General features: G+C 43.9%; 26 protein-coding genes and 1 riboswitch. Of the genes, 12 read left to right on the top strand and 14 right to left on the bottom strand.

Annotated elements, in window-relative coordinates:
• Positions 1 to 123: 123 nt before the first annotated feature.
• Both C9I43_RS17560 and C9I43_RS17565 read right to left on the bottom strand, forming a co-directional pair.
• On the bottom strand, positions 124 to 1,473 hold the full coding sequence (locus tag C9I43_RS17560; RefSeq protein WP_107884861.1) for an ATP-binding protein: 1,350 nt from the start codon (positions 1,471 to 1,473) through the stop codon (positions 124 to 126).
• 13 nt (positions 1,474 to 1,486) lie between these two features.
• Entirely contained in the window at positions 1,487 to 2,173 is a 687-nt protein-coding gene (locus C9I43_RS17565; RefSeq protein WP_076497205.1) for a response regulator, read from the bottom strand.
• Positions 2,174 to 2,464: 291 nt separating this feature from the next.
• Here C9I43_RS17565 and C9I43_RS17570 point away from each other — a divergent pair, with 291 nt between their 5' ends.
• From C9I43_RS17570 to C9I43_RS17585, 4 genes are all read left to right on the top strand, one after another.
• Positions 2,465 to 2,962 carry a Spy/CpxP family protein refolding chaperone gene (locus C9I43_RS17570; RefSeq protein WP_107884863.1) on the top strand — a complete coding sequence of 166 codons (498 nt, stop codon included), beginning with the start codon at positions 2,465 to 2,467 and terminating at the stop codon, positions 2,960 to 2,962.
• A 51-nt stretch (positions 2,963 to 3,013) separates the two neighbouring features.
• Positions 3,014 to 3,892 carry a cation efflux pump FieF gene (gene fieF / locus C9I43_RS17575; protein ID WP_107884865.1) on the top strand — a complete coding sequence of 293 codons (879 nt, stop codon included), beginning with the start codon at positions 3,014 to 3,016 and terminating at the stop codon, positions 3,890 to 3,892.
• Between the two features lie 62 nt (positions 3,893 to 3,954).
• A complete protein-coding gene (locus C9I43_RS17580; protein ID WP_107884867.1) occupies positions 3,955 to 4,305 on the top strand; it encodes a hypothetical protein in 351 nt (116 codons plus the stop codon).
• Positions 4,306 to 4,348: 43 nt separating this feature from the next.
• Positions 4,349 to 5,508 (top strand): IS3 family transposase gene (locus tag C9I43_RS17585; protein WP_107884330.1). Its coding sequence is split into 2 segments (ribosomal slippage): positions 4,349 to 4,610 and positions 4,610 to 5,508, totalling 1,161 coding nucleotides; the frame shifts between segments, so codons are not numbered across the junction.
• A 165-nt stretch (positions 5,509 to 5,673) separates the two neighbouring features.
• Here C9I43_RS17585 and glnG read toward each other — a convergent pair.
• The 9 genes from glnG to ovoA all read right to left on the bottom strand — a co-directional run bounded on the left by glnG (position 5,674) and on the right by ovoA (position 15,417).
• The gene (glnG, locus tag C9I43_RS17590; RefSeq protein WP_107884869.1) at positions 5,674 to 7,086 is read right to left on the bottom strand and encodes a nitrogen regulation protein NR(I); all 1,413 of its coding nucleotides are present in this window, start codon (positions 7,084 to 7,086) and stop codon (positions 5,674 to 5,676) included.
• A 38-nt stretch (positions 7,087 to 7,124) separates the two neighbouring features.
• Positions 7,125 to 8,171, bottom strand: coding sequence for a nitrogen regulation protein NR(II) (glnL, locus tag C9I43_RS17595; protein WP_107884871.1), 1,047 nt, complete (start codon positions 8,169 to 8,171; stop codon positions 7,125 to 7,127).
• Positions 8,172 to 8,324: 153 nt separating this feature from the next.
• Positions 8,325 to 8,831, bottom strand: a complete 507-nt coding sequence (locus C9I43_RS17600; protein WP_107884873.1) for a DUF4124 domain-containing protein — start codon at positions 8,829 to 8,831, stop codon at positions 8,325 to 8,327.
• Positions 8,832 to 9,038: 207 nt separating this feature from the next.
• Positions 9,039 to 9,665 (bottom strand): glutathione S-transferase family protein, encoded by a 627-nt coding sequence (locus tag C9I43_RS17605; RefSeq protein WP_107884875.1) that lies wholly within the window; start codon positions 9,663 to 9,665, stop codon positions 9,039 to 9,041.
• A 123-nt stretch (positions 9,666 to 9,788) separates the two neighbouring features.
• Positions 9,789 to 10,481: a type 1 glutamine amidotransferase domain-containing protein gene (locus C9I43_RS17610; RefSeq protein WP_107884877.1), complete on the bottom strand. Its 693-nt coding sequence runs from the start codon at positions 10,479 to 10,481 to the stop codon at positions 9,789 to 9,791.
• 72 nt (positions 10,482 to 10,553) lie between these two features.
• Complete coding sequence (locus C9I43_RS17615) at positions 10,554 to 11,705, bottom strand: iron-containing alcohol dehydrogenase (protein ID WP_107884879.1); 1,152 nt, start codon at positions 11,703 to 11,705, stop codon at positions 10,554 to 10,556.
• Between the two features lie 153 nt (positions 11,706 to 11,858).
• Positions 11,859 to 12,443, bottom strand: coding sequence for a TetR/AcrR family transcriptional regulator (locus tag C9I43_RS17620; protein ID WP_076497195.1), 585 nt, complete (start codon positions 12,441 to 12,443; stop codon positions 11,859 to 11,861).
• A gap of 297 nt (positions 12,444 to 12,740) precedes the next feature.
• Positions 12,741 to 13,052 (bottom strand): pyrimidine/purine nucleoside phosphorylase, encoded by a 312-nt coding sequence (ppnP, locus tag C9I43_RS17625; protein ID WP_076497194.1) that lies wholly within the window; start codon positions 13,050 to 13,052, stop codon positions 12,741 to 12,743.
• Between the two features lie 250 nt (positions 13,053 to 13,302).
• The gene (gene ovoA / locus C9I43_RS17630) at positions 13,303 to 15,417 is read right to left on the bottom strand and encodes a 5-histidylcysteine sulfoxide synthase (protein ID WP_107884881.1); all 2,115 of its coding nucleotides are present in this window, start codon (positions 15,415 to 15,417) and stop codon (positions 13,303 to 13,305) included.
• Between the two features lie 383 nt (positions 15,418 to 15,800).
• Between ovoA and C9I43_RS17635 the strand changes: the two genes are divergently transcribed.
• Entirely contained in the window at positions 15,801 to 16,196 is a 396-nt protein-coding gene (locus C9I43_RS17635; RefSeq protein ID WP_107884883.1) for a hypothetical protein, read from the top strand.
• Between the two features lie 18 nt (positions 16,197 to 16,214).
• Here C9I43_RS17635 and C9I43_RS17640 read toward each other — a convergent pair whose 3' ends face one another.
• On the bottom strand, positions 16,215 to 16,397 hold the full coding sequence (locus C9I43_RS17640) for a hypothetical protein (RefSeq protein WP_076497191.1): 183 nt from the start codon (positions 16,395 to 16,397) through the stop codon (positions 16,215 to 16,217).
• A gap of 349 nt (positions 16,398 to 16,746) precedes the next feature.
• Here C9I43_RS17640 and C9I43_RS17645 point away from each other — a divergent pair, with 349 nt between their 5' ends.
• The 3 genes from C9I43_RS17645 to C9I43_RS17655 all read left to right on the top strand — a co-directional run bounded on the left by C9I43_RS17645 (position 16,747) and on the right by C9I43_RS17655 (position 18,974).
• Positions 16,747 to 17,601 (top strand): PfkB family carbohydrate kinase, encoded by an 855-nt coding sequence (locus tag C9I43_RS17645; RefSeq protein ID WP_107884887.1) that lies wholly within the window; start codon positions 16,747 to 16,749, stop codon positions 17,599 to 17,601.
• A 283-nt stretch (positions 17,602 to 17,884) separates the two neighbouring features.
• The gene (locus tag C9I43_RS17650) at positions 17,885 to 18,577 is read left to right on the top strand and encodes an MOSC domain-containing protein (protein WP_107884889.1); all 693 of its coding nucleotides are present in this window, start codon (positions 17,885 to 17,887) and stop codon (positions 18,575 to 18,577) included.
• A gap of 40 nt (positions 18,578 to 18,617) precedes the next feature.
• Positions 18,618 to 18,974, top strand: coding sequence for a DUF4870 domain-containing protein (locus C9I43_RS17655; protein WP_076497188.1), 357 nt, complete (start codon positions 18,618 to 18,620; stop codon positions 18,972 to 18,974).
• 85 nt (positions 18,975 to 19,059) lie between these two features.
• On the opposite strand, the gene C9I43_RS17660 is transcribed toward C9I43_RS17655, so the two are convergent.
• Together C9I43_RS17660 and C9I43_RS17665 are read right to left on the bottom strand one after the other, a co-directional pair.
• Positions 19,060 to 20,976, bottom strand: a complete 1,917-nt coding sequence (locus tag C9I43_RS17660; RefSeq protein ID WP_107884891.1) for a methyl-accepting chemotaxis protein — start codon at positions 20,974 to 20,976, stop codon at positions 19,060 to 19,062.
• 345 nt (positions 20,977 to 21,321) lie between these two features.
• Positions 21,322 to 22,971 (bottom strand): electron transfer flavoprotein-ubiquinone oxidoreductase, encoded by a 1,650-nt coding sequence (locus C9I43_RS17665; protein WP_107884893.1) that lies wholly within the window; start codon positions 22,969 to 22,971, stop codon positions 21,322 to 21,324.
• A 247-nt stretch (positions 22,972 to 23,218) separates the two neighbouring features.
• A riboswitch (molybdenum cofactor riboswitch) is annotated at positions 23,219 to 23,352 on the top strand.
• Here C9I43_RS17665 and moaA point away from each other — a divergent pair.
• The 4 genes from moaA to moaE all read left to right on the top strand — a co-directional run bounded on the left by moaA (position 23,340) and on the right by moaE (position 25,644).
• A complete protein-coding gene (moaA, locus tag C9I43_RS17670; RefSeq protein WP_076497185.1) occupies positions 23,340 to 24,320 on the top strand; it encodes a GTP 3',8-cyclase MoaA in 981 nt (326 codons plus the stop codon). It overlaps the preceding riboswitch by 13 nt.
• Positions 24,321 to 24,417: 97 nt before the next feature.
• Complete coding sequence (moaC, locus tag C9I43_RS17675) at positions 24,418 to 24,894, top strand: cyclic pyranopterin monophosphate synthase MoaC (RefSeq protein ID WP_107884895.1); 477 nt, start codon at positions 24,418 to 24,420, stop codon at positions 24,892 to 24,894.
• Positions 24,895 to 24,917: 23 nt separating this feature from the next.
• Positions 24,918 to 25,169, top strand: a complete 252-nt coding sequence (moaD, locus tag C9I43_RS17680; protein WP_076497184.1) for a molybdopterin synthase sulfur carrier subunit — start codon at positions 24,918 to 24,920, stop codon at positions 25,167 to 25,169.
• A 1-nt stretch (position 25,170) separates the two neighbouring features.
• Positions 25,171 to 25,644, top strand: a complete 474-nt coding sequence (gene moaE, locus C9I43_RS17685) for a molybdopterin synthase catalytic subunit MoaE (protein WP_107884896.1) — start codon at positions 25,171 to 25,173, stop codon at positions 25,642 to 25,644.
• Positions 25,645 to 25,648 lie beyond the last annotated feature (4 nt).

Raw genomic sequence — 25,648 nt, forward strand, 5'->3', positions numbered from 1 at the left:
AAAAATAGAGTGAGTACTATTTAACTCATTGATGAATAAAAATCTGTATGTAACACTCGCGCTGATAAAGATCCCCGTGCTGATCCGCTACGATTAACCGTAGGCCTATTTATCCCGTTACGATTATTTTGGCAGGAAAATAGTAACTTTAAGACCAGTTGGAACACAATTTTCAGCTTTAATTTTGCCTTTATGCGCGGTAATGGCGGCTTCTGTTATTGCTAGTCCAAGTCCCCAGCCACCGCTTTCTCTTTGCCGTGCAGAGTCAGGGCGATAGAAGGGTTTGAAAATGGCATCGAGTTCGGCGGTATCTATGCCTGGTCCATCGTCTTTTATCGTGATTTTTACTTGATCAGCTGTTGCACTCGCCTGTAATTGAATGTCGCTTGCGGCATAGCGAATTGCATTACGCAGCAGATTTTCAATCGCGCGGGAAAGTGATTTAGGAAAATGTGCTAATTCAATTTCTTCATCAATATCGATAGTTATTCTTTTTCCCTGTTGCTCTGCTTCAAATTCCGCATCGTCTAACACTTGGCTTAGGGATTCTGCCAAACCTAAATAGACCTTGGTTTCGTTAGTGCTAAGCTTAACCCGTGAGAGTTCCAGTAATTCGCTGATGAGCTTTTCAAGCTGCTCGGCTTCATAGCCTATACGTTCCGTTTCGGTGGTCTGCTGGCCTTTTTTACGGGCGAGGGCAAGGGATAGCTGTAAGCGTGTTAAAGGAGTGCGCAGTTCATGGGAAATATCGCCCATCAGCCGTTGCTGATTATTGACCATAGTTTCGATGGAGTCGGCCATGCTGTTAAAAGCGCTGGCGAGTTGACCTATTTCGTCGTTGCGCTTGGTAGTGGCTTCATCAACACGATGCGTTAAATCGCCTTTGGCAAGCGCATTAGCACTTTTTTTAAGTGAATTTAATGCTTTACCTAAATGCCATGCCAGTAGACCGCATAATAATCCCGACAGAAAAATAGCCAGGCTCAAGGTGAGTAGCTTATTTTCGGCAAAGAAGAAAAACCAAGGCCGCGGATGGTTATCGGGTAGGCGACCGTAGAGTGAATAAGTTTCTGCGCCTAAATTAAATTGATAGGGGCCAAATACCAGTTCGTCTTTAAATTGATGACTAATAGGCTGTTTTTCTTCATCGGCCATCAGCATAAAACTGCGTACACCACGACTGACTCTGTGGGTGTTAATGACTTGTCCTTGGCTATTGGTTAAATAGATCCGCAGCGGTTTGCCTTCTATATCGCGATGTTTTTCTAAGCGGCGGATAAAATCAGTCGTTAATAAGGACGGATCCTGTTGAATACGCAGAGCTACGCTAGCAAGTACTCTTTCAAGATGGGGTGGCAAAGGCGCACGGTCATGATTCTGTTGCAGTAATGGCAGCAGGCCCACTAAGGCAATGATCAGTGAGCTACAAAACCAAAATCCAAGTAATAATTTGATAAATAAACGATTAGGCACAGTGATACCGCCGTTATGGGAGCCAGATATAACCTTTACCACGGATAGTTTTTACCCTTGGCCGAGCATCGCTACGCTCTGGTAGCTTTTTACGTAAATTCGACAAATGCATGTCTAAGCTGCGATCAAAGGGCATAAGTTTTTTGCCAAGCACTTTCTCGTTTAGATCTTCTTTATTCATCAACTCGCCAGCATGCAGTGCGAGGGTATGCAGTAGGGTGAATTCGGTGCCAGTGAGTATGATCAACTGATCGTTGCAGTAAGCCTCTTGGCGTGATGGGTCTAAACGTAAATCACCAAACTCTTGTACGGGTGTTGCATGGATTTCTTGAGTGGTTAAGTTCGAGCGGCGAATAATCGCGCGGATACGCGCAATTAACTCTCTATCGTTAAACGGCTTTGGCAGATAATCGTCAGCACCAATCTCAAGTCCGACCACGCGATCGATTTCATCACCACGCGCTGTCAGCATTAATACCGGTGTTTGCTTATGTTGGCGCAGTGCACGCAGTACTTCAAAACCATTTAATTTAGGTAACATGACATCGAGCAAAATCAGATCATAATCCGTAGCAAGCGCCAGTTCTAACCCTTGTTTACCCTCGTAGGCCAAAGTTAATTGAAACCCTTCTAACTCAAGCAGTTGCCCTAGGAGCTCTGATAAACCCAGATCGTCATCGATTAATAATATCCGATTCATACATTTCCTTAATCTTGACTGTATGGCCTTGTTAGCCCATTTATTCGCTGGCGTCTTAGCCTTCGGCTGAGTATACCTGTTTTGATGTCAATTGCTGTGTAGCAATGTAAGTCAAAGTAAAGAATAGAGAATTTGCTATTTATTGTCATAACTTTACAGTGATTTACCTGTGCCATATTCTCACTTACATAGGGAGAGTTAGACTGTAAGGGTCGAAAGTGACTTGGCTTTACTGGGTCGTCACTGTGTCTTATTACTTGTCTATTAAGTTGAACCACTGAGGTTAACACTATGAAAACACTATCACCTTTGAAAGCCAGTTTATTTGCACTTTTTGCCAGCTCAGCTGTTTTTGTAACGGCAGTTAATGCCGCACCTGCTGAGAGCGGTAAAGCTGAATACCATAAGGGCTACCACATGGAACATGGCGGCCGACATATGAATAAGGGCGGTATGCACAAAATGTTTGAAGGGCTGGATTTAACCGATGCTCAAAAAGCTGACGTTAAAAAACTGTTCGCTGAACAGAAAGCAGCCAGAACAGAGAGTCGCCCGACGAAAGAGGAGCGTTTAGCAAATCGTACTGAAATGCTAACATTATTAACCGCGCCTAACTTCGATGAAACGCAAGCCAAAGCCTTAATGAGCGCGCAGCAAGAACAGCGTCAAACCCAAATGATTGAACGTATGAAAATACAAAATCAAGTTTATAATCTGTTGACGCCTGAGCAGCAAACTAAATTTAAAGCGCGATTTGAAGCACATAGAGGTAAAGAACCTCGCGGTTAAATACGGCAGCTGATATACAATAGGGTCATTGCTTTCTAATAAAACTTCCCTATGAATCAAATTTCTCAATATGATTTTTGGGTCAAACTGGCTAGCCGCGCTTCAGTGGCTACCGCTTTGACCCTTATTGTTATCAAGATGTTTGCTTGGTTTTACTCTGGTTCTGCCAGTATGCTGGCATCCTTGACGGACTCTTTCGCCGACGCGCTCGCTTCTATTATCAACTTTATTGCTATTCGTTACGCTATTGTGCCTCCGGATCAAGACCACAGATATGGCCATGGTAAGGCAGAGCCTTTGGCTTCTTTGGCGCAATCAGCCTTCATCATGGGCTCGGCATTTCTATTGTTTTTCTACGGTGGAGAGCGCCTATTAACGCCAACGCCAGTCGATAATGCCGCCATCGGCGTGGTGGTTTCTGTTATTGCAATTGTACTAACCTTAGCATTAGTCATGTTACAGAAGCGCGCCTTAGCGGTGACCAAAAGCACAGTGGTAGAAGCCGATACCCTGCATTACAAATCAGACTTATTTCTCAATGCTGCAGTATTACTGGCATTAGTGCTAGCGCAATATGGCTGGTGGTGGGCGGATGGACTATTTGCCGTATTAATTGCATTTTATATTGGCCATCAAGCTTATGGTTTAGGCTATCGTTCAATTCAAGCCTTGTTAGACCGAGAGCTGGATGATGAAACCCGTCAACAGATTAAAAATATTGCTAAAGAAGATCCGCGCGTACAAGGGCTACATGACCTGCGGACTCGTCAGGCGGGAAAAACGATTTTTATTCAGTTTCATTTAGAGATCGATGGTAATTTGAGTTTAAATGAGGCGCACAGTATTGCTGATACAACAGGCTTACGGGTTAAAGCGGCCTTTGAAGATGCCGAGGTGATTATTCACCAAGATCCAGTACAGGTCACTTAAGTCTCTTTGATGTTAAATACATGGATGATAAAGCGGTGTTTATCGCTTAGGGATAGGGATATATGGCGTCATGGATAGAGCAACAAAGTCACCGATTAGATGACAACACTAAGCTTATTTGTCGTTATCATAGATTATCGACCCACTTTGAGTTGCTGTTACAGCAAAACAAAGATGCATTGATTTGTCAGGCGCAGCAAGTTCAATTAGAGATAGAAAAGATGCCGCCAACACCATGGTATAAACGGCATCTTTTTTATCTTCCAAAACATATAGAGCTTACTCATGGAGCGAGGCAATATCAGCTGAGAATTTTCCCTTTTCCCTTCTTTTGGCGTGCGCGTTTGCGTTGTGCTGTAACAAGTAACATTTTGATTGAGGAATGTTTGTGTAATGGTCTAATGAAACTGTAGAGATTTATAGCTTAAAATAAGCCAAATCTTAAAGGTATTTATTATGATTAGAAAATCGAAAGTCACTGTCAGCCCGCTGCAAAAATTAGAATATGCCAAGCTGATGGTCGAACAGGGTTACACCAACAAGCAAATTGAAGATATGTCTGGTGCAGGTAAATCTGCGGTGTCTCGATGGAAAATCCAGTACCAGGCTGAATTAGCGGGTAAAACCCCAGAAAATGCCAAAGCATTCACTGAAGAACAACGAAAAATTCAACTCTTAGAAGCTCAACTAAAACAAGCAATGAGGGATAATGACATCCTAAAAAAGGCTGCAGCTTTCTTCATTCGAGACAATCAAAACTTAAAATGATCCGCGAAGTAAAGAAAGCAAATCTAGGCTTTAGAATGAGTGAGTTGTGCCGAGTATTCGAGCTCAGTTGCAGTAGTTTATATTACAAACCGATCCCCCAAAGCGCTGAAAAGCAGGCACGGATACAATTAGTAGAACAAGCGTTCTCTGACTCAAATTCGACGTATGGTAAACGTCGAATACAGGTAGACTTAGTCGATTTAGATTGTAAGGTAGGGGTTTACGCTATTGCTAGCATAATGAAAAGTATGGGGTTAATAGCGATTAGGCCAAAGAAAAAGCATTACTATCCTAACTCAGGTGATGAGCAAGTTTACGCACCTAATTTGCTCAAGCGGCAGTTTAACCCTACGACGTATAATACTCATTGGGTGGGTGATATTACCTACATAAAATCCCATCAAGGGTGGAGTTATTTAGCTTGTGTGCTTGATTTAGGCACCAAAGAAATTGTTGGGTATGCCTTATCAAGCCAACCCAATGCAGCGTTAGCGACAGCGGCCTTAAATAACGCGCTACAACGCCAGAGGCCAAATACACAGGCGTTGATGTTTCACTCTGACCAAGGTTGCCAGTACTCGGCTAAGGTGTTCAGAGAAAAGCTAAGGGGCTTAGGTATTGAACAAAGTATGAGTCGTAGAGGAAATTGTTGGGATAATGCGGTGATGGAACGATTTTTTAGGAGCTTAAAGACTGAACGATTAAACCATTTAGCCTTTATCAATCACAGCTCTGTAGTGAGCGTGGTTGAGCAATATATCCAGTTTTACAATTACAAACGTAGGCATTCAGCAATAGATTATAAGACGCCACATCAAAAATATAATGAGTTAAAAAAAGCGGCTTAACATCCCTCCAGAAAAACTTGACCATTACATTGGTAGGCCGCAAGCGTAGAAGTATGGTGCGTGCCATTTATTTTAGCCTAATCAATTTGCTACGAGTCATGCTACAAGTGTTGACTTAACGAGTTTGGTGCAGGGAACTACTAAGGTGTGCTCCACCTTGTTGGTTTAATCCATCGATAGTTCTTTTAGTTTTCGCGTTAAGGTATTTCGTCCCCAACCTAAGCGTTTGGCCGCTTCTTGTTTATGGCCTTGAGTGTGACGCAGTGCTGTTTCTAGCAGTATGCGCTCGAAGGCCGGCTGTACCTCTGTAAGCAGGTCGTTGTTTCCTTCAGATAGTTTTTGATCTATCCATTCTGTCAGAGCTGATTGCCAATCTTGGCTACCTTTTGCCGTATGGGTGGTATTCACGGGCTCTTTTAGCAGTTCTGGCGGTAAATCTTGGGGTAATATTTCTTGCCCAGATGCCATGACGGTTAGCCAGCGGCAGGTGTTTTCGAGCTGCCGAACATTACCGGGCCAAGGTAGTTGGGAGAGTTTTATCGCGGTTTCCTTGGTCATTATCTTAGTTTCTACCCCAATTTCCTTAGCAGCTGAGGCGAGAAAATGTCTGGCCAGCTGAGGAATATCTTCCCGTCTTTGTGACAATGGCGGCAAGTGTACGCGGATTACATTAAGTCGATGGAATAGGTCTTCCCTAAACCCACCTTTTTGCACCAATAATTCAAGATCTTGGTGAGTCGCCGCAATAATTCGTACATCCACTTGCACAGGATTATGCCCTCCTACGCGGTAGAATTGGCCATCGGCGAGTACCCTAAGTAACCGCGTTTGTACGTCTAGCGGCATATCGCCGATTTCATCTAAAAATAGCGTGCCACCATTGGCTTGCTCGAAACGTCCTTGGCGTACATTAGCCGCGCCAGTGAAGGCGCCTTTTTCGTGGCCGAAAAGCTCAGACTCGATCAAATCCCGAGGAATAGCAGCCATATTCAAGGCGATAAAAGGTTTATCTTTACGTGGGCTGTGTTTGTGTAATGCCCCCGCGACTAATTCTTTACCCGTTCCCGATTGACCATTGATAAGCACACTAATGGATGAACGCGAGAGCCTGCCGATAGCGCGAAATACTTCCTGCATGGCTGGCGCTTCACCGATAATCTCCGGTGTTTTAACTTGGGCTTCTTTTACTGGTGCAGGACTTTGCTCTGTAGCATGGGTGATCGCGCGCTCGACTAGTGAGATAGCCTCATCGATGTCAAAGGGCTTAGGCAGATACTCAAATGCGCCTGCTTGGTAGGCGCTCACCGCACTGTCTAAATCCGAATGTGCGGTCATGATGATGACGGGAATATGAGGGTAATGCACCTGCAACCGCTCGAGCAGGCTTAAACCGCTGGTACCTGGCATACGAATATCCGACACGATTACGCATGGTTGCGATATTTCTAATGCCTGCCACAGGGATTCGGCGGCGGCAAAACTGGCGGTACTGAGCTTGGCACTTTGCAGTGCCTTTTCGAGCACCCAACGTATCGAGCTGTCATCGTCGAGGATCCATACTTGTTCACTAATTCGCATCTTGCTTCCTCATACGACATAGGCCGGTATTGTTGAAATTATTTAACGCTTAAAATCGGTAGTGAAATGGTGAATTCGGTATGCCCTGTGCTGGAAAGGCAATCGATTCTTCCCGAGTGTAAACGGGCAATATTATGGGCAATCGAGAGGCCTAAACCTGAACCTTGTTCACGGCCTGTCACCATGGGGTAAAATAATGTGTCTATTAGCTCAGGCGGTATGCCGGGACCGTTGTCGATAATCGATAGCGTTAGCACTAGCTTGTGGCGTTTGGCACCAATGGTGACTTGATGTTGGGTCCGCGTGCGGATTAAAATCTCCCCGCCTGTATGTTCAAGTGCCTGCAGCGCATTTTGCAAAATATTCAGTACCGCTTGCTGCATCTGCTCAGCATCTATTTCGATATCAGGAATTGATGGATCGTAATCCCGTTTAAGTCGTACGTTAGCAGGCAGCGCCACTTCTACTAACTTATAGACTTTTTGCACCACCTGATGAATGTTGTGCAGACTGTGCTGTGTCGGCCTTTGTGGTCCGAGTAGCCGGTCGACTAAATTACGCAGGCGATCTGCTTGCTCTATGATGAGCGTCGTGAATTCCTTCAATTCAGGGCTATCAAGTTCCCGTGATAATAGCTGCGCCGCGCCGCGAAGCCCGCCTAAAGGGTTTTTAATTTCATGGGCTAAATTACGCACCAAAAACTGCGCAGCTTGTTGCTGAGCATCTTGGTTGAGTTGTTGATGAATGCGTCTTTGTTGATCGACTTGGCGAAGCTCAAGCAGGCTCATTTTTGCAGTGTCATCGAGTGGGATCAATGTTAAATCAACAGTATGGTGTTGACCATCGAGGGTGACTAGCGTGGTGGTGTTTACCGTTAGCCCTTGGCTAGCTTTTACGGCGTCCATTAAAATGTGGTCTTCAACACCGAGTATTTGATAATGCTCAGACAAAGTCTGCTCTACCAATCTATGGCTACCTACGCCTAATAATTGCTCAGCCGCTGCATTGGCATAACAAGGCTTGAGATCTTGATCGATAACAAGCACTGCAGTAACTAAGTGATTGAGTAGAATCTCTTTATCCATTGACCGTTCCTAGAAATAAGGTTGCACCGTTATGTTGCACCAATTTGGTGCGAGCTGCAACTTGGCTTCATCAAACGGTTTAAGAGATGAATATTAATCTAACATTATGTATTTAAAGTCTTTACACTAGATTCAAACCCAATATTGCTCTGATTAACGCTTAGTTGCTTGATGAAGAAATATCTTTCTTGGTGGACTTGATGCAAAGACTTTGCCGTTTTGAGTCATGGCGTCAACGACTAAGGTATGTTGACCTCTGTCGATGTTTTTAAGTTGAAAAACATTGCCAATTTGCGGTTGACCAATAGGCTTGCCATCGAGTTTGATCGCCATTAAATATTGGCCTTTAAGCTCTGGTGTGATGGTTGCAACGACTTCAAAATCACCATTATTATTTCTAACGGTTTCCTCTTCACTCGGAGAAGTAATGTCGACTTGATATTGAATCGATTCAATTGCTTGATTAGCGTCATCCATATCTGTTTTTGGCAGAGGTAAGCTAATTTGATTTAAGGTTTTATCCTTTAACTCTACGATTTGAGCATTAGGCTGTAGTTCATCGGAGTAATGGACTTTACCATCTTTATCAACCCATTTATAAACCACTGCCTGAGCCAACATACTAAATAGCATTAAGCCGATAAGTGTAAGTGAGCGCATGCAAGATCCTTGTCGTGTTTAAATGGAGTTGATCAAGATTAGACTCTTTTCTACTAAAAATCATGATGTTTGTTTAGTTTCAGTGGTCGAGATTGTTGCTAGATAGAAGGTCTACAGCGGGTAGGAAAGGCGAGGCTAAAAGAGGTGGAATTGAATATTTTAAAGCACGGGCACTCATCTCTTATGCGCCCGAGCTTAACGCTGAAATTATATGCTTGCGTCGAGATCTTTCTCGATTTGACTCGCTTTAGTCCATGCGGCATGTTGTGATAATTGAGCGGCATAGCGTTGAATGTGTTCAAATTTCGAGAGGTCGCCACTGTTTGCTAATAGCTCTACTACGAAGGACATCATGATATCTGCCCCAGTGAGCTTATCTGCCACAAGGTAACTTTTACCTGCCAACATATCATTGAAGTAGTGGCTAATTTTGCTGACTTCTATCGCTGCATAACCTTCAAGGAAATTGGTTTTACAGCCGTCTTTTTGCACGAACATACGCAACAACAAAGGCAGCATGGCCGAGCTTTCGGCAAAGTGTAGCCATTGTAGATAATTGATGTAGTCTGCACTGTCTCTTGCTGGCGCTAAGCTATCAGCTGCAAATTTTTCAATCAGATACTCAGTGATTGCACCCGACTCGGCTATCACTTGGCCGTCGATTTCGATCACGGGTGACTTGCCTAATGGATGGATTTGCTTGAGTTCAGGTGGCGCGAGAAAAGTCTGGCTATCACGCTGATAACTCTTAATTTGATAAGGTTGACCCAGTTCTTCTAGCAACCAGATGATACGTTTAGATCGTGATTTATTAAGATGGTGCAAGGTGATCATGGGCTTCCCTTTTTATTGTGACAGTACATTTTAGTACTATCGCACTATTATGGTGCGATAGTATTTGGTAACACATTAAGTACACTTCCTTCATTTTGAGGGAAGTGTGTCGCATATTATTGCTTAGCCTCTAGCGTTCAGTTGCGCGACGATGGCTTCTGCAACCGCTTCTGATGATCCTGGATTTTGGCCGGTGATCAAATGAGCATCCGCAACAACAAAGCTTGTCCAATCGTCACCTTTAACATAAGTGCCGCCATTTTTTTGCAGCATGTCTTCGACTAAAAATGGCACGATATGCGTGAGCTGCACCGCTTCTTCTTCGGAGTTACTAAAACCAGTAACGCGTTTACCACTGACTAATGGTTTACCATCGCTGGTTTTAGGGTGCAGCAGTGCCGCGGGGGCGTGACATACCAACCCTAGCGGTTTATTGGCTTGATAAAACTGTTCTATCAAGGCGATAGAGTGTTTATCTTCGGCAAGATCCCACAGTGGGCCGTGGCCGCCTGGGTAGAAAACGGCGTCATAATCGGCAGCGTTGACTTCACTTAAGCGAGTGGTATTCGCTAACAGTGCTTGCGCTTCAGCATCTTTGCTAAAGCGTGCAGTGGCTTCGGTCTGAAAGTCAGGCTCATCACTTTTTGGATCGAGCGGTGGTTGACCGCCCAGTGGTGAGGCCAACGTAATGTTGAAACCTTTATCTTTAAAAGTATAAAAAGGTGAGGCAAACTCTTCGAGCCAAAAGCCTGTTTTAAGACCTGTGTCGCCGAGTTTTTCGTGTGATGTTAGTACCATTAATATATTCATTTTCATACCTTTACCTAAGTTGCTCACATCAATACGTGTGAACTTTGGGTTTAGTTCAGTTAAGGATACCGTTTGACGCTATAAAGCTAAGGTCAAAATGTCGCGGCTCATTGCGGAGTCGATATTGCCGTGTTCGCCGAGAGCGACCATGCCGTGTAGTTCAAGCTGCTTTATAACTGTTTCTACGTGGCTGGCATCAAGATCATAGGCAGATAAATGTGTCGCTATGCCCATCGCTTCAAAAAATGCTTTCGTTTTGGCAATAGCGGCATCGATACGCTCATCATCTGTACCTGTGCTGATGTGCCACACTCTGTCTGCATATTGGAGTAGCTTTTCGCGCTTGGCTTCTTTAGTACATTGCAGTAAAGCTGGCAGTACGATTGCTAGTGTGCGTGCGTGGTCGATATCGTAAAGCGCGGTCAGTTCATGGCCAATCATGTGGGTGGCCCAGTCATGGGGGACGCCTACACCAATCGTGCCATTAAGTGCCATTGTGGCTACCCACATTAAGTTAGCGCGAATGTCGTAATCCTCTGGCTGAACCAGTACCTTTGGCCCAAGCTCAATGAGAGTCTGCAATAAACCTTCGGCAAATCTGTCTTGTACGGCGGCGTTAACGGGGTAAGTCAAGTATTGCTCGGTAATATGCACAAAAGCATCGACCACACCGTTGGCCACTTGGCGCTCAGGCAGAGTGAAGGTTTTTGTTGGATCAAGTATTGAGAATTGTGGGTAAACTAAATCATTACGGAATGGCAGCTTAGCCTGTAGCGATTTACGGGTTACAACGCTGGCATTGTTCATCTCTGAACCGGTTGCAGGCAAGGTTAATACTGAACCAAAGGGCATCGCTTGCGTCACTTTTGCACCCATTAGAATATCCCACGGTTCACCGTCAAATACCGCTGCAGCGGCAACAAATTTAGTACCATCAATGACCGAACCACCACCTACTGCGAGGAGGAAGTCGATATTCTGCTCGCGTACTTGGGCAACGGCTTTCATTAAGGTTTCGTAGGTTGGGTTTGGCTCAATACCATCAAACTCGACGATGAAACGATTACCCAGCGATTGCTTTACTTCGTCTAATGTACCGGTTTTTCTGGCGCTGCTGCCGCCAAATAGGATCATAACCTTAGCATCGCTTGGCACTAAAGAGTCGATTTCAGCGATAGTATCTTTACCAAAACGAATACGAGTCGGGTTGTAATAGTTAAAATTTAGCATGGATGATGTAATCCCTATTATTAGGTTAATTAAGTTTTAAATTAGTAGACCAGTCGTCTATTTTGTAGTTATAAACGATGGATTCAATTTTAATTGCTGATTTGTATCAACAAATCTCTATTAGTAAAATTGTTTTTTTAATCTAGCAAGTTGCTATGGGTTTAAAATTGCTTTAGTGGTCACCAATGTCCGTTCAAGCGCGGTAGCGCTGTGGCCTAACTTATTCATTAAGCTGGCGCCTAACCACATGTGATACAACATTTCAGCGGTCGATTGCGGATCTTGTGTAGCGATAGAGCCATCGTTGATGCCAGTCTGAACGCAAGTCGTTAATCTCTCGATAATGCTCGCGGAGCCGTGAAGTAAGGCGACACGCATGGCTTCGGATAGGTCAGCCACTTCGGCGCTGAGTTTCACAACCAAACACTTCTGATCTATGCAGCCATCGGCTTGTACATGTAACCATTGTTGCCAGTACTGCATTAAGCGTTGATAGCCCGTCAGTGTTGAGTCATTAAACAATGTGTCTAATGCTAACTGATATTTATCAAAATAATCAGTAATCAGCGCTTCGCCAAATTGTTCTTTGGATTTGAAGTAATGATAAAACGAGCCTTTAGGCACTTCAGCGGCTTGCAGCAGTAGGGATAAGCCGACGCTGGAGAAGCCTTTTCTGACGATTAGCTTATAGCCAATATCGAGAATATGTTGTCGAGTAGATTGAGTTTCAATTTTCATGGGGCTTACAATAAACTAAATTAGACCGGTCGTCTAGTGCCGTTTTAAGTAATGATATCAGTGTATGTTTATTGAGGATGTGCCGAGCGAGATTTCAGCATAGCGGTAAATCTTGTAAGGAAAGTGCTTTAACCGTTGGGCTAAACAATTACTCTTAATGATTAATTTTTAACATATTCATTAGGTTATAAGTTAAGGTTTATTATACCGATCAGATTGGCTATGTTTGCTCTATTTTTACTCGCTGTGTGTCGTCAACCTGAGCGGTATTATGTCTCGAATATGTGCATTTTGTGCTTAGAGATAACTGCAACAATATTCAGCAATAGCAGTATTGCGAATTTTAAAGCTAACATTCGCGCTAAGTTCAAACTGTGTTCCTTGGTTAAATTCTTGCCATGTAGTCGTATCTGGTAGTAAAACCTCAAAACGGCCGCTTGTTACTGCCATAATTTCACCTTGAGAAGTCGAAAACTCATATTCTCCTGGTTGTACTACGCCTAAGGTTTGCTTGCTGCCATCGGCAAAAAACACGCTACGACTGGCAACCTTACCATCAAAATAAATATTAGCTTTTTTAGCTACAGATACGTTCTCGAGCAAACTCATAATTAATCCTCTACAAATAAATGTTAACTGAATTTATATGCATATTTAGTAAATATCCATACATTATTTTGGCCGACTAAAAATACATGCTGAGTAGCAAGCTAGATTTAGTGCCGATTGGTCGTTTATTTTATACGGTTGTGATGGGGTGATTTACGGTAAAAATCAGTTGATAAAGAGTAAGCATCTGCCAGCAATAAATTACTGACAGATGTTTATTTATATTACTTATTTAGTGACAAAATAAGGATTAACGCTTACGCCAAATGGTCATTTCTGAAATCGAATGTTGGAATTTACGTTTAGTCTCGCGGATCACAAACGGGATCTCCTTCACTGCAACCAGTTCAAATTGACCAATTAAGGTTTCAGTTAACCCATCTAACGTGGTGAAGTTCTCACCTTTCACTTTTACGCCACCAAGCCATTTATCCTTGGGGGTATAGTCTTCTAACCAAGTGTACGGCGAGGCAATGACAAGGTATCCAGCTTGATTAATCCGCTGGGCAATGCTGGTTAAAAAGTGCTTAGGATCGTTAAGCCTATCGATAAGATTTGAGGCGTAAACCAAGTCATAACCTGTGTAAATAGGCTTCAAATTGCAGGCATCGCCCTGCATAAAGTTCACTTTTTTAACTTCTGGGCCATAACCTAATTTGGCTAAGTTTGCGCTCTTAAACTCCTGTAAGTCGCCCTCGGTACGAATGGTATAACGTTTCTCACCTTGCTCTGTGAGTGTATACGCTTGTTGAATAAAGCGTGCCGAGAAGTCGATTCCATCGACGTGTTGAAACACTTTTGCTAGCTCAAAACTCGCTCGGCCAACGGAGCAGCCAATATCCAACGCTTTACTTGTGTGAGTGAGTTGGATTTCAGCCAGCGCTTGTTGTACGCCATTAACGCAGAAATTAGGCACACCGAAATATTCGGCGCCATAGTGGAACTCAAGGTATTGGGAGATCAGTTCATCGGTTTCGTACACATTGACCTCGGCCATTTGGGTAGGGTTTTGCGTGGATTCCACATAGCGGAAACCAGCATGTTGATAAAAATGTCGACGAAATGCATAACGCGACGAGGCAATGGCTTCATTGCCTGTGGAAATCCACGAACCACCTTTAATGAGGTTGTGCTTACCATCAAAGGTTGGCGTGGAGAAATCATCATAGAGAGGGTGTACGGCAAAGCCATTAAAGCCGTCTATTGCGGTTTCTGTCCACTGCCAAACATTGCCGACGATATCGAAAAAACCATTATGTGCAAAGCGATTTACAGGACAAGAAGATGCGTAATAAGCCAAAGAGATATTGCCCGGTGCTTCCTGCCAATCGGGTGCATCAGTAGGGATATTTTCGCGTAAAATCGACCATTCCGCTTCAGTTAGCAGACGGATATTGCTTTGCGTTTGTTCCGCTTTCCAATTGCAAAAAGCTTTGGCTTCCAGCTGATTAACCTCAACTGGCCAATTTAACGGCAGTGGGATTTCTTCCGTTAAATTACGTTGCCACCATTTATCTTGCTGTAATCGCCAAAAACGCGGCATTTTCGCTTGGGTGTAAGCGAGCCAAGCTTGACCTTCTTCATTCCAGAATTGCGGTGATTGATAGCCTTCCGCTTCGACGAACGCTAAATACTCTTGGTTCGAGACTAAAAACTGTGAGGCTTTAAAGTCAGCAACATTAAATGTTTTATTACCGTATTCGTTATCCCAGCCATAGGTCTGGTCTTGCTCTAGTTTACCTAAGGTAATTTTTTTACCTTTCACGGCAATTAAGCGGTTTGTCTCGGCGCTACCTACGTCTTGGCATGCTGGCCAAAGCTGGCTTGTGGCAATATATTCTAGCGGCAGTTGGCGAATAATTACTGATGAAGTCTCTAAGTGAATACGCTCATGCTCAATACCCATCAAAATGATCCAAGCGGGGCTATCTTGCGTGATTGGCAGCGTCAGTGGCATTTCATCAATAACGCGATTGACCACTGCGTTAACTTGTTGACGATAGGCGTGCACTTGCGCCACTTGCGGCCATGGGTAATGTTGCTCGTTCAGGTCATCCCAAGACATTTCATCGACACCAATGGCAAACATGGATTCGAAGTGATCATTGACCCGTTCATCGAGAAACTTTCCGAGCTTGAGCTTGTTAATGTAAAAAGTGGCCGTGTGACCAAAATAAAAGATTAACGGATGGCGCAGTGGTTCGGCTTTAAGATAATAGGCGCTATCTTCTTTGATTAAATCAAACAGTGACTCATATAGAGCCCATGTTTGATTAAAATAACGTTTAAGCTCTTGACGCTTTGTCGCCTCATTTTCACCCATTAGTTTTAGGGTTTGAGGGGCTTGCGTTATAGGCTTATCCATAGGCAAGTAAACTCCGTATATATCGGCCTGCGGTGCAAGCGTGGGACATTAATCTATCGTGTGTGACGCTAATACGCGATTACTGGGCTCAGGATCACTTTGCTGGCTTATATGTTGATTCAATGCTCATGATAAAGCACGCGAACAGCTGCTTTGAAAATTTATCGGTGCATTCTGTGAACCCTGTACGGGTCCTATTCTAAATGTCTACGATTGATATGACCTCTTTATATTGGTTTTTCTTGCAAAAAAACGCTTCATTCAAGTTTGCTATACCATTCTTTATTGAGATTAAGATTATTTTATCCTTGGAGAGTATTTTCTCTGACGGGGTTAAGGCAGAATGAACCCGTCCGTAAAATTATTATGCAGGATATAACGGGATGACAATTAACGCATTATGGATACCCGCTTGGTATGAGCTTGATCCGTCGATCGTAGTGGGGATTGCTGAGGAGTTTGTTTTTCAGCAGGCTGTCGCAAACGAGGCGTTAAAGTTTTATAGCGGTAAAGAGGGCAGCGATGCCGTTAAGGCAACGGGGACGATCTCGGTTATTCATCACAATGTCTTGGGGGACATTGAGAGTGTCGATGCGCAGGGGCTCGATTATACGCTGGTGCTGCGAGATGGACGTCGCTTACTAGTGAATGCCGAGGAAAACCCTGGCTTGATTTATGAGTGGGTGGATGACAGTTGGCAGCCTTCTGATATGGTTATTACCGATTGGCAATTAACCGTAAAATTTGCGGCTTTATCACCATTAATGCCAATAAAGTAATTGAATATTTAAGTGCAGCTAACGCTCTGATATTGGCGTTGGCTGCACTTTTACTATTTCAGTCAGTTGTTGATAGTCTTGCTTAATCTGTGCGACATAGTTGTCATAAAAATCTAGCGCTGCAAACTCCTCTAAACAGAGCTGATAACGTCGTAGCTGCTCTGTTCTCTCCTCAATTGTCTCCCATTTTTCCACTAGCATAGCGTTTGATTCCATTCAAAACGTCAAAAATACAATTGATACATATGTTAACTTTTTTGCTTTTATTTAATTGTACTAAATTCTTATTTAGTTTGAATAAATTACAAGGCAGATCAATTTGTTTTTTAAATTCAATATAAACAAATGCTTGCTATTTTAGTGCTGTAATATACCGCATGGTGTGTAATATTTTCCCTCATCTTATATGGGACAAATACTTACACGCGTATGCAGCGACATTCTTATTCTATTTCTATCGTAACGATTGGATTGTACCCATACGTATTTTGTTTTAGATTGAGGGACTTTAATTCTCTGGCGTGGTGTTTCTTGCCCTTGGAGTCATGTAATGGCGAATATTTTGTTAGTAGCCAATCTGAATTGTGATCGGATTTTACTACTTGATAAACCTTTAAAAACCGGTGGACGTTTCCATTACCAAGATGGTGGGCAACGGCTCGGCGGTGGCGGTGCAAATACGGGATTAGGTTTAGTATGGGCCGGACATAGCGTTGCACTTGTTAGCCAAGTTGGTCGTGATGATATGGGAGATTGGCTGATTGCAGAGGCTAGTACTCAGGGCCTCGACTGCCGTTTAGTGCAGCGCCGCATGGGTAATACCTGCGAAATGCTGCTCGTGATGACACCCGATGGTGAGCGCACAATTATTCGACCACAAAGACCCGTATTTGAGTTGTCGGTACCACCAAAATGGCAACCATGGGATGCATTGTATTTTAATACCTCAGCCGAAGGTTCTGTTAGCTGGGCGAAAACAGCTTTAGAACATTGTCTTGTCGTGGCGCAACTGGCTAAGGACGACAGGCCAAGGCCTTGCCATATTTTATTGGCATCGGTGAGTGATATGCTGGGGCGTTGTGATGCCGCATCTTGGGAATATGGCGTGGGTATTGGTGGCAACGCATTGCGTTATTTCGTGGTTACCGATGGCATCAATGGCGCTAAAGTGTATACCCAGGATAATGTACAACATGTTGCCGCAGTCCCTGCAAACGTCGTTGATACCACAGGCGCCGGTGATGCCTATGCGGCAGGACTTATCCATAGTCTATGTAGCGGTGAGTCGATTACTCAGGCTATGACCGAAGGCGCCGTGTGGGCTGCTTTTGCGGTAGCGACAGATAGCTCTGTTCCGGGAGATGCGCTGAAACAGTATTTAGCGAGCAAGGAAACGGCATCATAAATTTGTTGCGTTCTGTTTGAACCATTTTCTGCCATCAACATTTGCTGTGCCATACATGACTTATGCTTTGTTGTGCTTTGCCTATTTGTGCATGCATATGTTTTGCCTCGTTTCCCCAGCGGGGCATTTTTTACTCAAAATAAAGTTATCCTATTCTTAAAATAGGTTATTGACTGAAATATTATGCGCTTATAACGTAATCCTATTTAAGTTATTTCATATAAATCAATTTGCTTGGTTAAAAGAGAATCGTGCTGGATAGGCCATAGACAGGGAGTAGTAGATGTCAATATTGCTGATTAATAGGTTGTCAGGATTGTACTTAGGGGCAGAGCTTGAAATGATCGCCGGTGTAACTAGCGGTATTAATAGCAAGCAATCCGCCCAACAATTGTTAGTGCATAGTGGGCATGTTGAGGGTGATGTTCAGGCTGACCCTAAACACCACGGCGGGCTTGATCGGGTGCTACATCATTTCCCCCGTGAGCATTATGGCCAGTATCGACGTTGGGACTTAATCACCCAGCTCGAAGATGCGCCCACTATGGGAGAAAATATCAGTACAGTAGGGCTTAACGAAACTCAGGTTAATATTGGCGATATCTTGCAAGTTGGCGCAGTAACAGTGCAGTTGACCCAGCCTCGCTCACCTTGTTTTAAGCTCAATTTGCAGTTTGGTCATAGAGAGTTCGCCCTCGCCATGCAGCAGAGCCAGTTATGCGGTTGGTTTTATCGCATACTCAGCCCTGGAGTAATCGGTATAAACGATAAAATTGAATTAGTTGAGCGTCGCACCGATATAAGTGTCGCAGAAGCGATGTCACTTTATTTTTCACCCACTTTTAATGCCGCTGCCTATGAACGTTTAGCTTGCTGCGAGGGTTTAGCGCAGAGTTGGGTTAATAGCTTGCAACGTCGTTTAGCGGCACAAACAGTAGAAGATTGGCAGATGCGTTTATACGGGCATAATGCTTAATAAGTAATGATATTTAACATGATAAAGTAGAGACGATTTCATGACAGAGCCTGTGACAAAAAGCGATAAGGATTTTGGTTTATTGGTGTATGCCTCAAGTTTTGTGGGCTATCTCGTACCGTTAGGATCGATACTTGGGCCATTAATTATCTGGTTAATGAAGCGCGAAGAGTCGACATTTGTCGATCAATGTGGCCGTAGTTGCTTGAACTTTAAATTGAGCCTGCTGGTTTATGTGATCATCAGTGCTGTATTAGCGTTTGTCGGTATTGGTTTTATTTTTTTAGCCATACTGGGCATATTAGATTTGATATGTACTGTGTTGGCGATAATTAAGGCCAGTGAAGGTAAAGTATATAAATACCCACTGACGATTAAATTTATTTCAATGGATTAATAGCGTTATTACGTGAAGGGAAAACGCCTTAGATATTGCTATCTAAGGCGTTTTTTATGCAGCAAGAATAGGCAAGTGTTAGGTATTACACCTTAAACTTTGCCACTAGAGAATCCAAGCGATGAGACAGTTGATTCAAGGCCAAACTCGCTTGCGCTGCAGCTTGTGCTGTATCTGCCGTACGCTGAGTAATGTCGTTGATTTCAGTGACGTTACGGTTAATATCTTCAACAACGGTCGATTGCTCTTCTGTCGCGGCAGCAACTTGGATATTCATGTCACTAATCAGGCCAATTCTATCGCTAATACCAATCAAAGATTGGCTCGCTTCATCAACGGCAACTACACCTTCATGTGAGCGGGTGCGGCTTTGAGACATCGCATTTACAGCGCGGCTCGCTTCCGATTGCAGCTTGTCGATCATACCTTGCACTTCGTTGGTTGATGCTGCAGTTCGTGACGCTAAGTTACGTACTTCATCGGCAACAACGGCAAACCCGCGTCCTGCCTCACCCGCGCGCGCCGCTTCAATGGCTGCGTTGAGAGCGAGTAAGTTAGTTTGTTCAGAGATGGCACGGATCACATCTAAAATGCCTCCGATGGATTTAGTGTGCGTCGCGAGCGACTCGATCACTTCACCCACTTGGCCAACATCCTTTGATAATTGGTTAATGGTATCTCGAGCGCGTGTCACAACAGCCTGGCCACTACTGGCTTCTGTGTCGGCATCTCTAGCAGCTACCGCAGCTTGGGCAGCATTGCTAGCAATTTCGTTAACCGTTGCGCCCATTTCATTAATGGCAGTCACTACCATAACAGTGCGATCTTTCTGCTCGTTGCTGTCGTCCAGCGTTTGCTGCGCTTGGTTAGACACATCTTTAGCTGAAAAACCGAGCTGTTCGCTTGTTTCGGCAACTTCAATTACAGTCTCTTGGATTTTGCTGATGAAGCTATTAAATCCTTTTGCTAGTTGAGCTATTTCATCTTCACCATTAACGGGTAAGCGTTGGCGTAAGTCACCTTCGCCTTCACCGATATCACGGAACATTGCGGCAATTTGGGTGATAGGGCGGCTAACCGAGCCTGCAACTAATACGGCCAGTGCAATAAAGCCTACAGCAATTAACAGTGTCCACATTAAAATTTGGTAGGCGGCGTCAGTTAGTAGTGCAAAGACTTCTGCCTTAGGCACTTGCGCAACCAGATACCAATCCATTGACGCGATATAACTGCTGGCGACCAACATATCTTCGCCATTGATTGTGGTATTAATTAGGTTGAAATCACTGCGACTTAATAACGAACTTGAATTATCTCCTTTATATAGACTGTTTAAATTGCTCTTACCGATTTGGCTCGGATCGGGATGGAGTTTAACGTCTCCCTTAGCATCAACTAAATAGACAAAGCCGGTCTTTTCAATTTTAAAGGAGTTAAGCAAACTCACCATATCATCGAGTGATTTCGCAAGCCCGACTAACCCGCGACCATTAGGCTGCTGATAGTTAATAAAAAGCTTAACCTCGCCATTGGCCTCAGTGAATACGTTTAACATTCGCTCTTGACCGCTATCGCGATAACCAAAAAACCAATCGTCCTGCCCTGGGATGAGTACACGCAAAAAACCATCTTGAGTGTAGTAGGCTGCGGTTTGTTTATCGGCGTAGGAGGTTTGCACTAAGTTATATTGGCGAGAAATATCTTTCAGCTGGGCAACGACAATTGCCTCTTTATCCTGTGGTCGACCTTCTTCTAGCCATTGCAGTAACATACGGCTGTTTGCTAGTTGTTCTGCAGCATTCATTAAGGTAGAAATATCGAGATCGATCTTATTACGGATCTGCATCATTAAACTCGGCAGTTCCGAACCCAACATACGTTGCTGGACCACATTTTTAGCACTGCGCTGGCTTAATACGCCGACAAGTATGGTCGACAGCAGTACCGCAAATGTGACGGTAAGCAGAATTTTCTGCTTAATGGTGAGGTTATTAAATATCATAAATATCAATATGCCTTTGTTGGACTATTTTAAGTTATCGGTCGACGCACCGTGTACGATAATGATTATCGGACAATAATGTTAAAAGTTAACTTTAGTCTAGATTGATTGGCTAATAAAACAGCGTTAGCGAGGCTTATTTGGCCTAACCTGTTGCTCTTGCGATAGATCTTATTATGTAGAGTATAGACTGAAATGCAGATGTGTTTAGAACGGACTCTTTTTGTGCTGTGATTGTGGCTAATGTAGTGAGCAAGGGCAAGCTAAAATAGTCAATTATTTGTATTTTAGGTAAAAAAAAGGCGTCATTTAAGACGCCTTAGTTCACATATTTACAATAATTTACTACATATTAGGGTAGTTGGGGCCACCACCACCTTCGGGGGTTACCCAAGTAATATTTTGGCTTGGGTCCTTAATGTCGCAGGTTTTACAGTGAATACAGTTTTGTGCATTGATCACAAATTTGGGCTGACCCGCTTCTTCGACGATTTCATACACACCTGCAGGGCAATAGCGTTGTGCAGGTTCATTAAATTGACTGAGGTTAATGCCTAGCGGAATACTGCTGTCTTTTAGGTGTAAATGGCAGGGCTGGTCTTCTTCATGGTAGGTGCTCGATAGATAAACTGAAGACAGTTTGTCAAAACTAAGCTTGCCATCTGGTTTCGGATAATCAATCTTGTTGTAACTGCTGACCGGCGCCATTTGTGCATAATCAGGCAGTTCATCACGCAATGTTATTGGGAATCTTCCACCAAACCAGTTTTGATCAATATAGTTGAAGGCGCCGCCTAAGTAAGTGCCAAACTTGTGCATAGCTGGGCCAAAATTACGCGATTTATATAATTCGTCATGCAGCCAACTTTCTTCTATATGGGTTTGGAAACAATCAAGATCTTTACCGCCTTCAACCCCCGCCATCATCGCTTTACCTAAGGTTTCAGCTGCCACAATACCGCTCTTCATCGCAGTATGAGTACCCTTGATTTTTGCAAAGTTTAAGGTACCAGCATTACAACCTATGATAAGGCCTCCGGGGAAACTCATCTTAGGTAGTGAGTTTAAACCACCTTTAGTGATTGCGCGTGCGCCATAGCTAAGACGTTCGCCACCGGTTAAATATTTGGCAATCACAGGGTGAGTTTTGTAACGCTGAAATTCATCAAAGGGGCTGAGATGCGGATTCTTATAATTCAAATCGATAATAAGCCCAACCGCAATTTGGTTGTCTTCCATATGATAAAGGAAGCCGCCGCCAGATGACCCCTCGGTTAATGGCCAGCCTCCAGTATGAACCACTTTACCTAGCTCATGTTGTTCGGCTGGGACCTTCCAAATTTCTTTGAACCCTAAGCCATAATGTTGCGGTGTTTTACCATTATCTAAATGATATTTTTCGATCAGTTGTTTACCTAAGTGACCACGGCAACCTTCAGAAAAAACAGTGTATTTTGCATGTAACTCCATACCCGGCATATAACTGTCTTTCGGTTTGCCATCGGCGCCTATGCCCATATCGCCAATCAAAATACCTTTAACACTGTTATCGTCGTTAAACAGTAATTCACTCGCCGCAAACCCTGGGAATATTTCAACGCCTAGCTCTTCTGCACGGCCTGCAAGCCAGCGGGACAGGTTGCCAACACTGATAATAAAATTACCCTCGTTGTGCATCGTTTTTGGTACAAAAGCATTAGGCATGACTCGGCCATCGGTGGCAGAGTTCAATAAATAGATTTCGTCTTGGGTGACTGCGGTGTTTACTGGGGCATCTTTTTCGCGCCAGTCGCTAAACAGCTCACTAAGCACTTTGGGTTCGAACACTGCGCCAGACAGGATATGCGCACCCACTTCGGAGCCTTTTTCAACTACACAGACGGTAATTTCTTTACCTGAATCCTGTGAAATTTGCATTAATCGACACGCAGTTGCTAAGCCCGCTGGACCTGCACCTACGATCACAACATCGAATTCCATTGATTCGCGTTCCATCAGTTCACCTCTTCCTTTACGTTTCCCCGATTTCTATCGAGTGTTGTCGTTTGTAAACGGGCGTTTTATTGTTTGTACCACCTTACCTTAAAATAAGATAAGGTCACAGTGGATTAAGCCAATGTTGAGCCTACTTGAGTACAAATCTTTAGGTGAGGGCTGTCACAGATTATTAACGCGAGTAAAGTTTTGGTAAATAAATACCTGTTTAGGGGTATAGCTAGTGAGTACTTTCGGCCTATAATCAGCGGCGACGGTTCTCCGAGCTTGCCTGCCTAAGTTGAAAAATATGGCGGTGTAGCCGTGGTAATAATGCCACCGGGGCGGGATAAGAAATGCTCTCGCCTCCCACACTTGGAAAGGTGATCATGTCTCAATTACAAGACAGCTTTGGTCGAAAGTTTCACTATTTACGCATGTCAGTCACTGACGTTTGTAACTTCAAATGCAGCTATTGCCTCCCCGACGGTTATCATCCAGATGGTAAGCCGCAATTTTTATCTCTTAATGAGATAGAAAATCTCGTTTCTGCATTCGGTCAAGTTGGTACCCAAAAAATTCGTATTACCGGTGGTGAACCTACCCTACGTAAAGACTTCACCGATATTATTCGTGTGGTAGCTGACAACCCTCATATTAAAAATATTGCTACCACGACTAACGGTTATCGCCTCGAAAAACATGCCCAAGAATGGTTTGATGCGGGTCTACGCCGTATCAATGTTTCTGTGGACAGTTTAGATCCTAAAATGTTTTATCAGATCACCGGCGAAAATAAATTCGACGAAGTAATGCGGGGCATTGATGCCGCTCTGACGGCGGGTTTTGAGCGAGTAAAAATTAACGCTGTACTGCTTAAAGGCTTAAATGATAAAGATTTACCACGTTTTTTGCAGTGGATTAAAAATACGCCTATCGATTTACGTTTTATCGAGTTGATGGAAACGGGTCTTGGCCGTGAGTATTTTGAAGCCCACCATTTAGCGGGAGCAGATATCAAAGCTCAGTTACTGGCAGATGGTTGGCATTTAGATACGCCAAGCGCCGATGATGGTCCTGCGCAAAATTTTAGTCGCAGCGACTATAAGGGGCGTATTGGTTTGATCATGCCCTATGCCAATAATTTCTGTGCGACTTGTAATCGTCTGCGAGTCTCGGCTAAGGGCAAGTTACATTTATGCCTCTTTACCGAATCGGGTGTCGATTTACGTGATTTGTTGCAGCACTCCAGTCAACAAGCTGAATTGATCGAGCGTTTGCACGGTCAATTAGCCCAGAAGAAAGAAACCCACTACTTGCATCAAGGTATCACGGGTGTGACTCAGCATCTCGCCTCTATTGGCGGTTAGATAGAGCGATATTCTCACTCTTATCACCATCGATTGAGTGTGTGCATTGGTTAGTTTTTCTTGCACTTTGTTTTACCCCACATAAAGGATCGCTCCAATGAGCAATGTATTTACTCATATCAATGCCGATGGCAATGCCCATATGGTTGATGTAACCGAAAAAGCGGTCACCGAGCGTGAAGCCCGTGCTGAAGCTTTTATTGAGATGGCAAGCACTACCCTAGAAATGATTATGAGCGGTAGTCACCATAAGGGTGATGTGTTTGCGACCGCGCGTATTGCGGGTATCCAAGCTGCTAAAAAAACCTCAGATCTTATTCCTCTATGTCATCCACTCATGTTGACTAAGGTTGAGGTTGATTTAGAAGCGGAGCCTGAACATAACCGCGTGCGCATTACTAGTCTATGCAAATTATCCGGTAAAACCGGCGTAGAAATGGAAGCCTTAACCGCGGCCTCTGTGGCGGCGTTAACTATCTACGATATGTGCAAAGCGGTGCAAAAAGATATGGTTATTTCCCAAGTGCGCTTACTGGAAAAACGTGGTGGAAAATCTGGACATTTTAAGGTTTAGCGGATCAAAAACGAGAGAAAATTATGATTAACGTGTTGTTTTTTGCTCAAGTTCGAGAATTATTGGGCACGGCCAAGTTAAGTGTCGATGCGAGTGAGCAAACGCAAACCGCCGAAGCACTTCGCGCAATGCTAGCGACTACCGATGAAAAATGGGCAAAAGTATTAACGTCAGACAAATTGCTGGTGGCAGTAAACCAGACCATGAGCCAGTGGGATGCACCTATTAAAGATGGTGATGAAGTTGCGTTCTTTCCACCCGTCACCGGAGGTTAATATGCGTTTATTATCCGCTGTGCGAGTGCAAGAGGTCGACTTTAATGTGCCTGATGAATATCAACAATTAATCCAAGACGATAGTGATGGAGCCGTGGTGACTTTTGTCGGTAAAGTGCGTGATTTTAATGATGGCACCGCCGTGGCCGACTTAACCTTAGAGCATTATCCAGGTATGACAGAAGCCATACTCGAACAGATTGTTGTTGAAGCGCGTAGTCGTTGGCCCGTTAATAAAGTGACCGTTATCCATCGCGTTGGCACTATGGCATTAGGTGAACAAATCGTATTTATTGGCGTAACGAGTGCCCATCGTAAAGCCGCTTTTGCTGCCTGCGAGTTCTTAATCGACTTTTTAAAAACCAAAGCGCCATTCTGGAAATTAGAAGCTGGCGCTCAAGGCCAAAGTTGGGTTGAGGCGAAAGATGCCGATGAACAAGCTGCTAAGCTGTGGCAGCACAAAGACTCGTTGTAATCAG

The organism is Shewanella morhuae, from assembly GCF_003028295.1.
Lineage (GTDB): Bacteria > Pseudomonadota > Gammaproteobacteria > Enterobacterales > Shewanellaceae > Shewanella > Shewanella morhuae.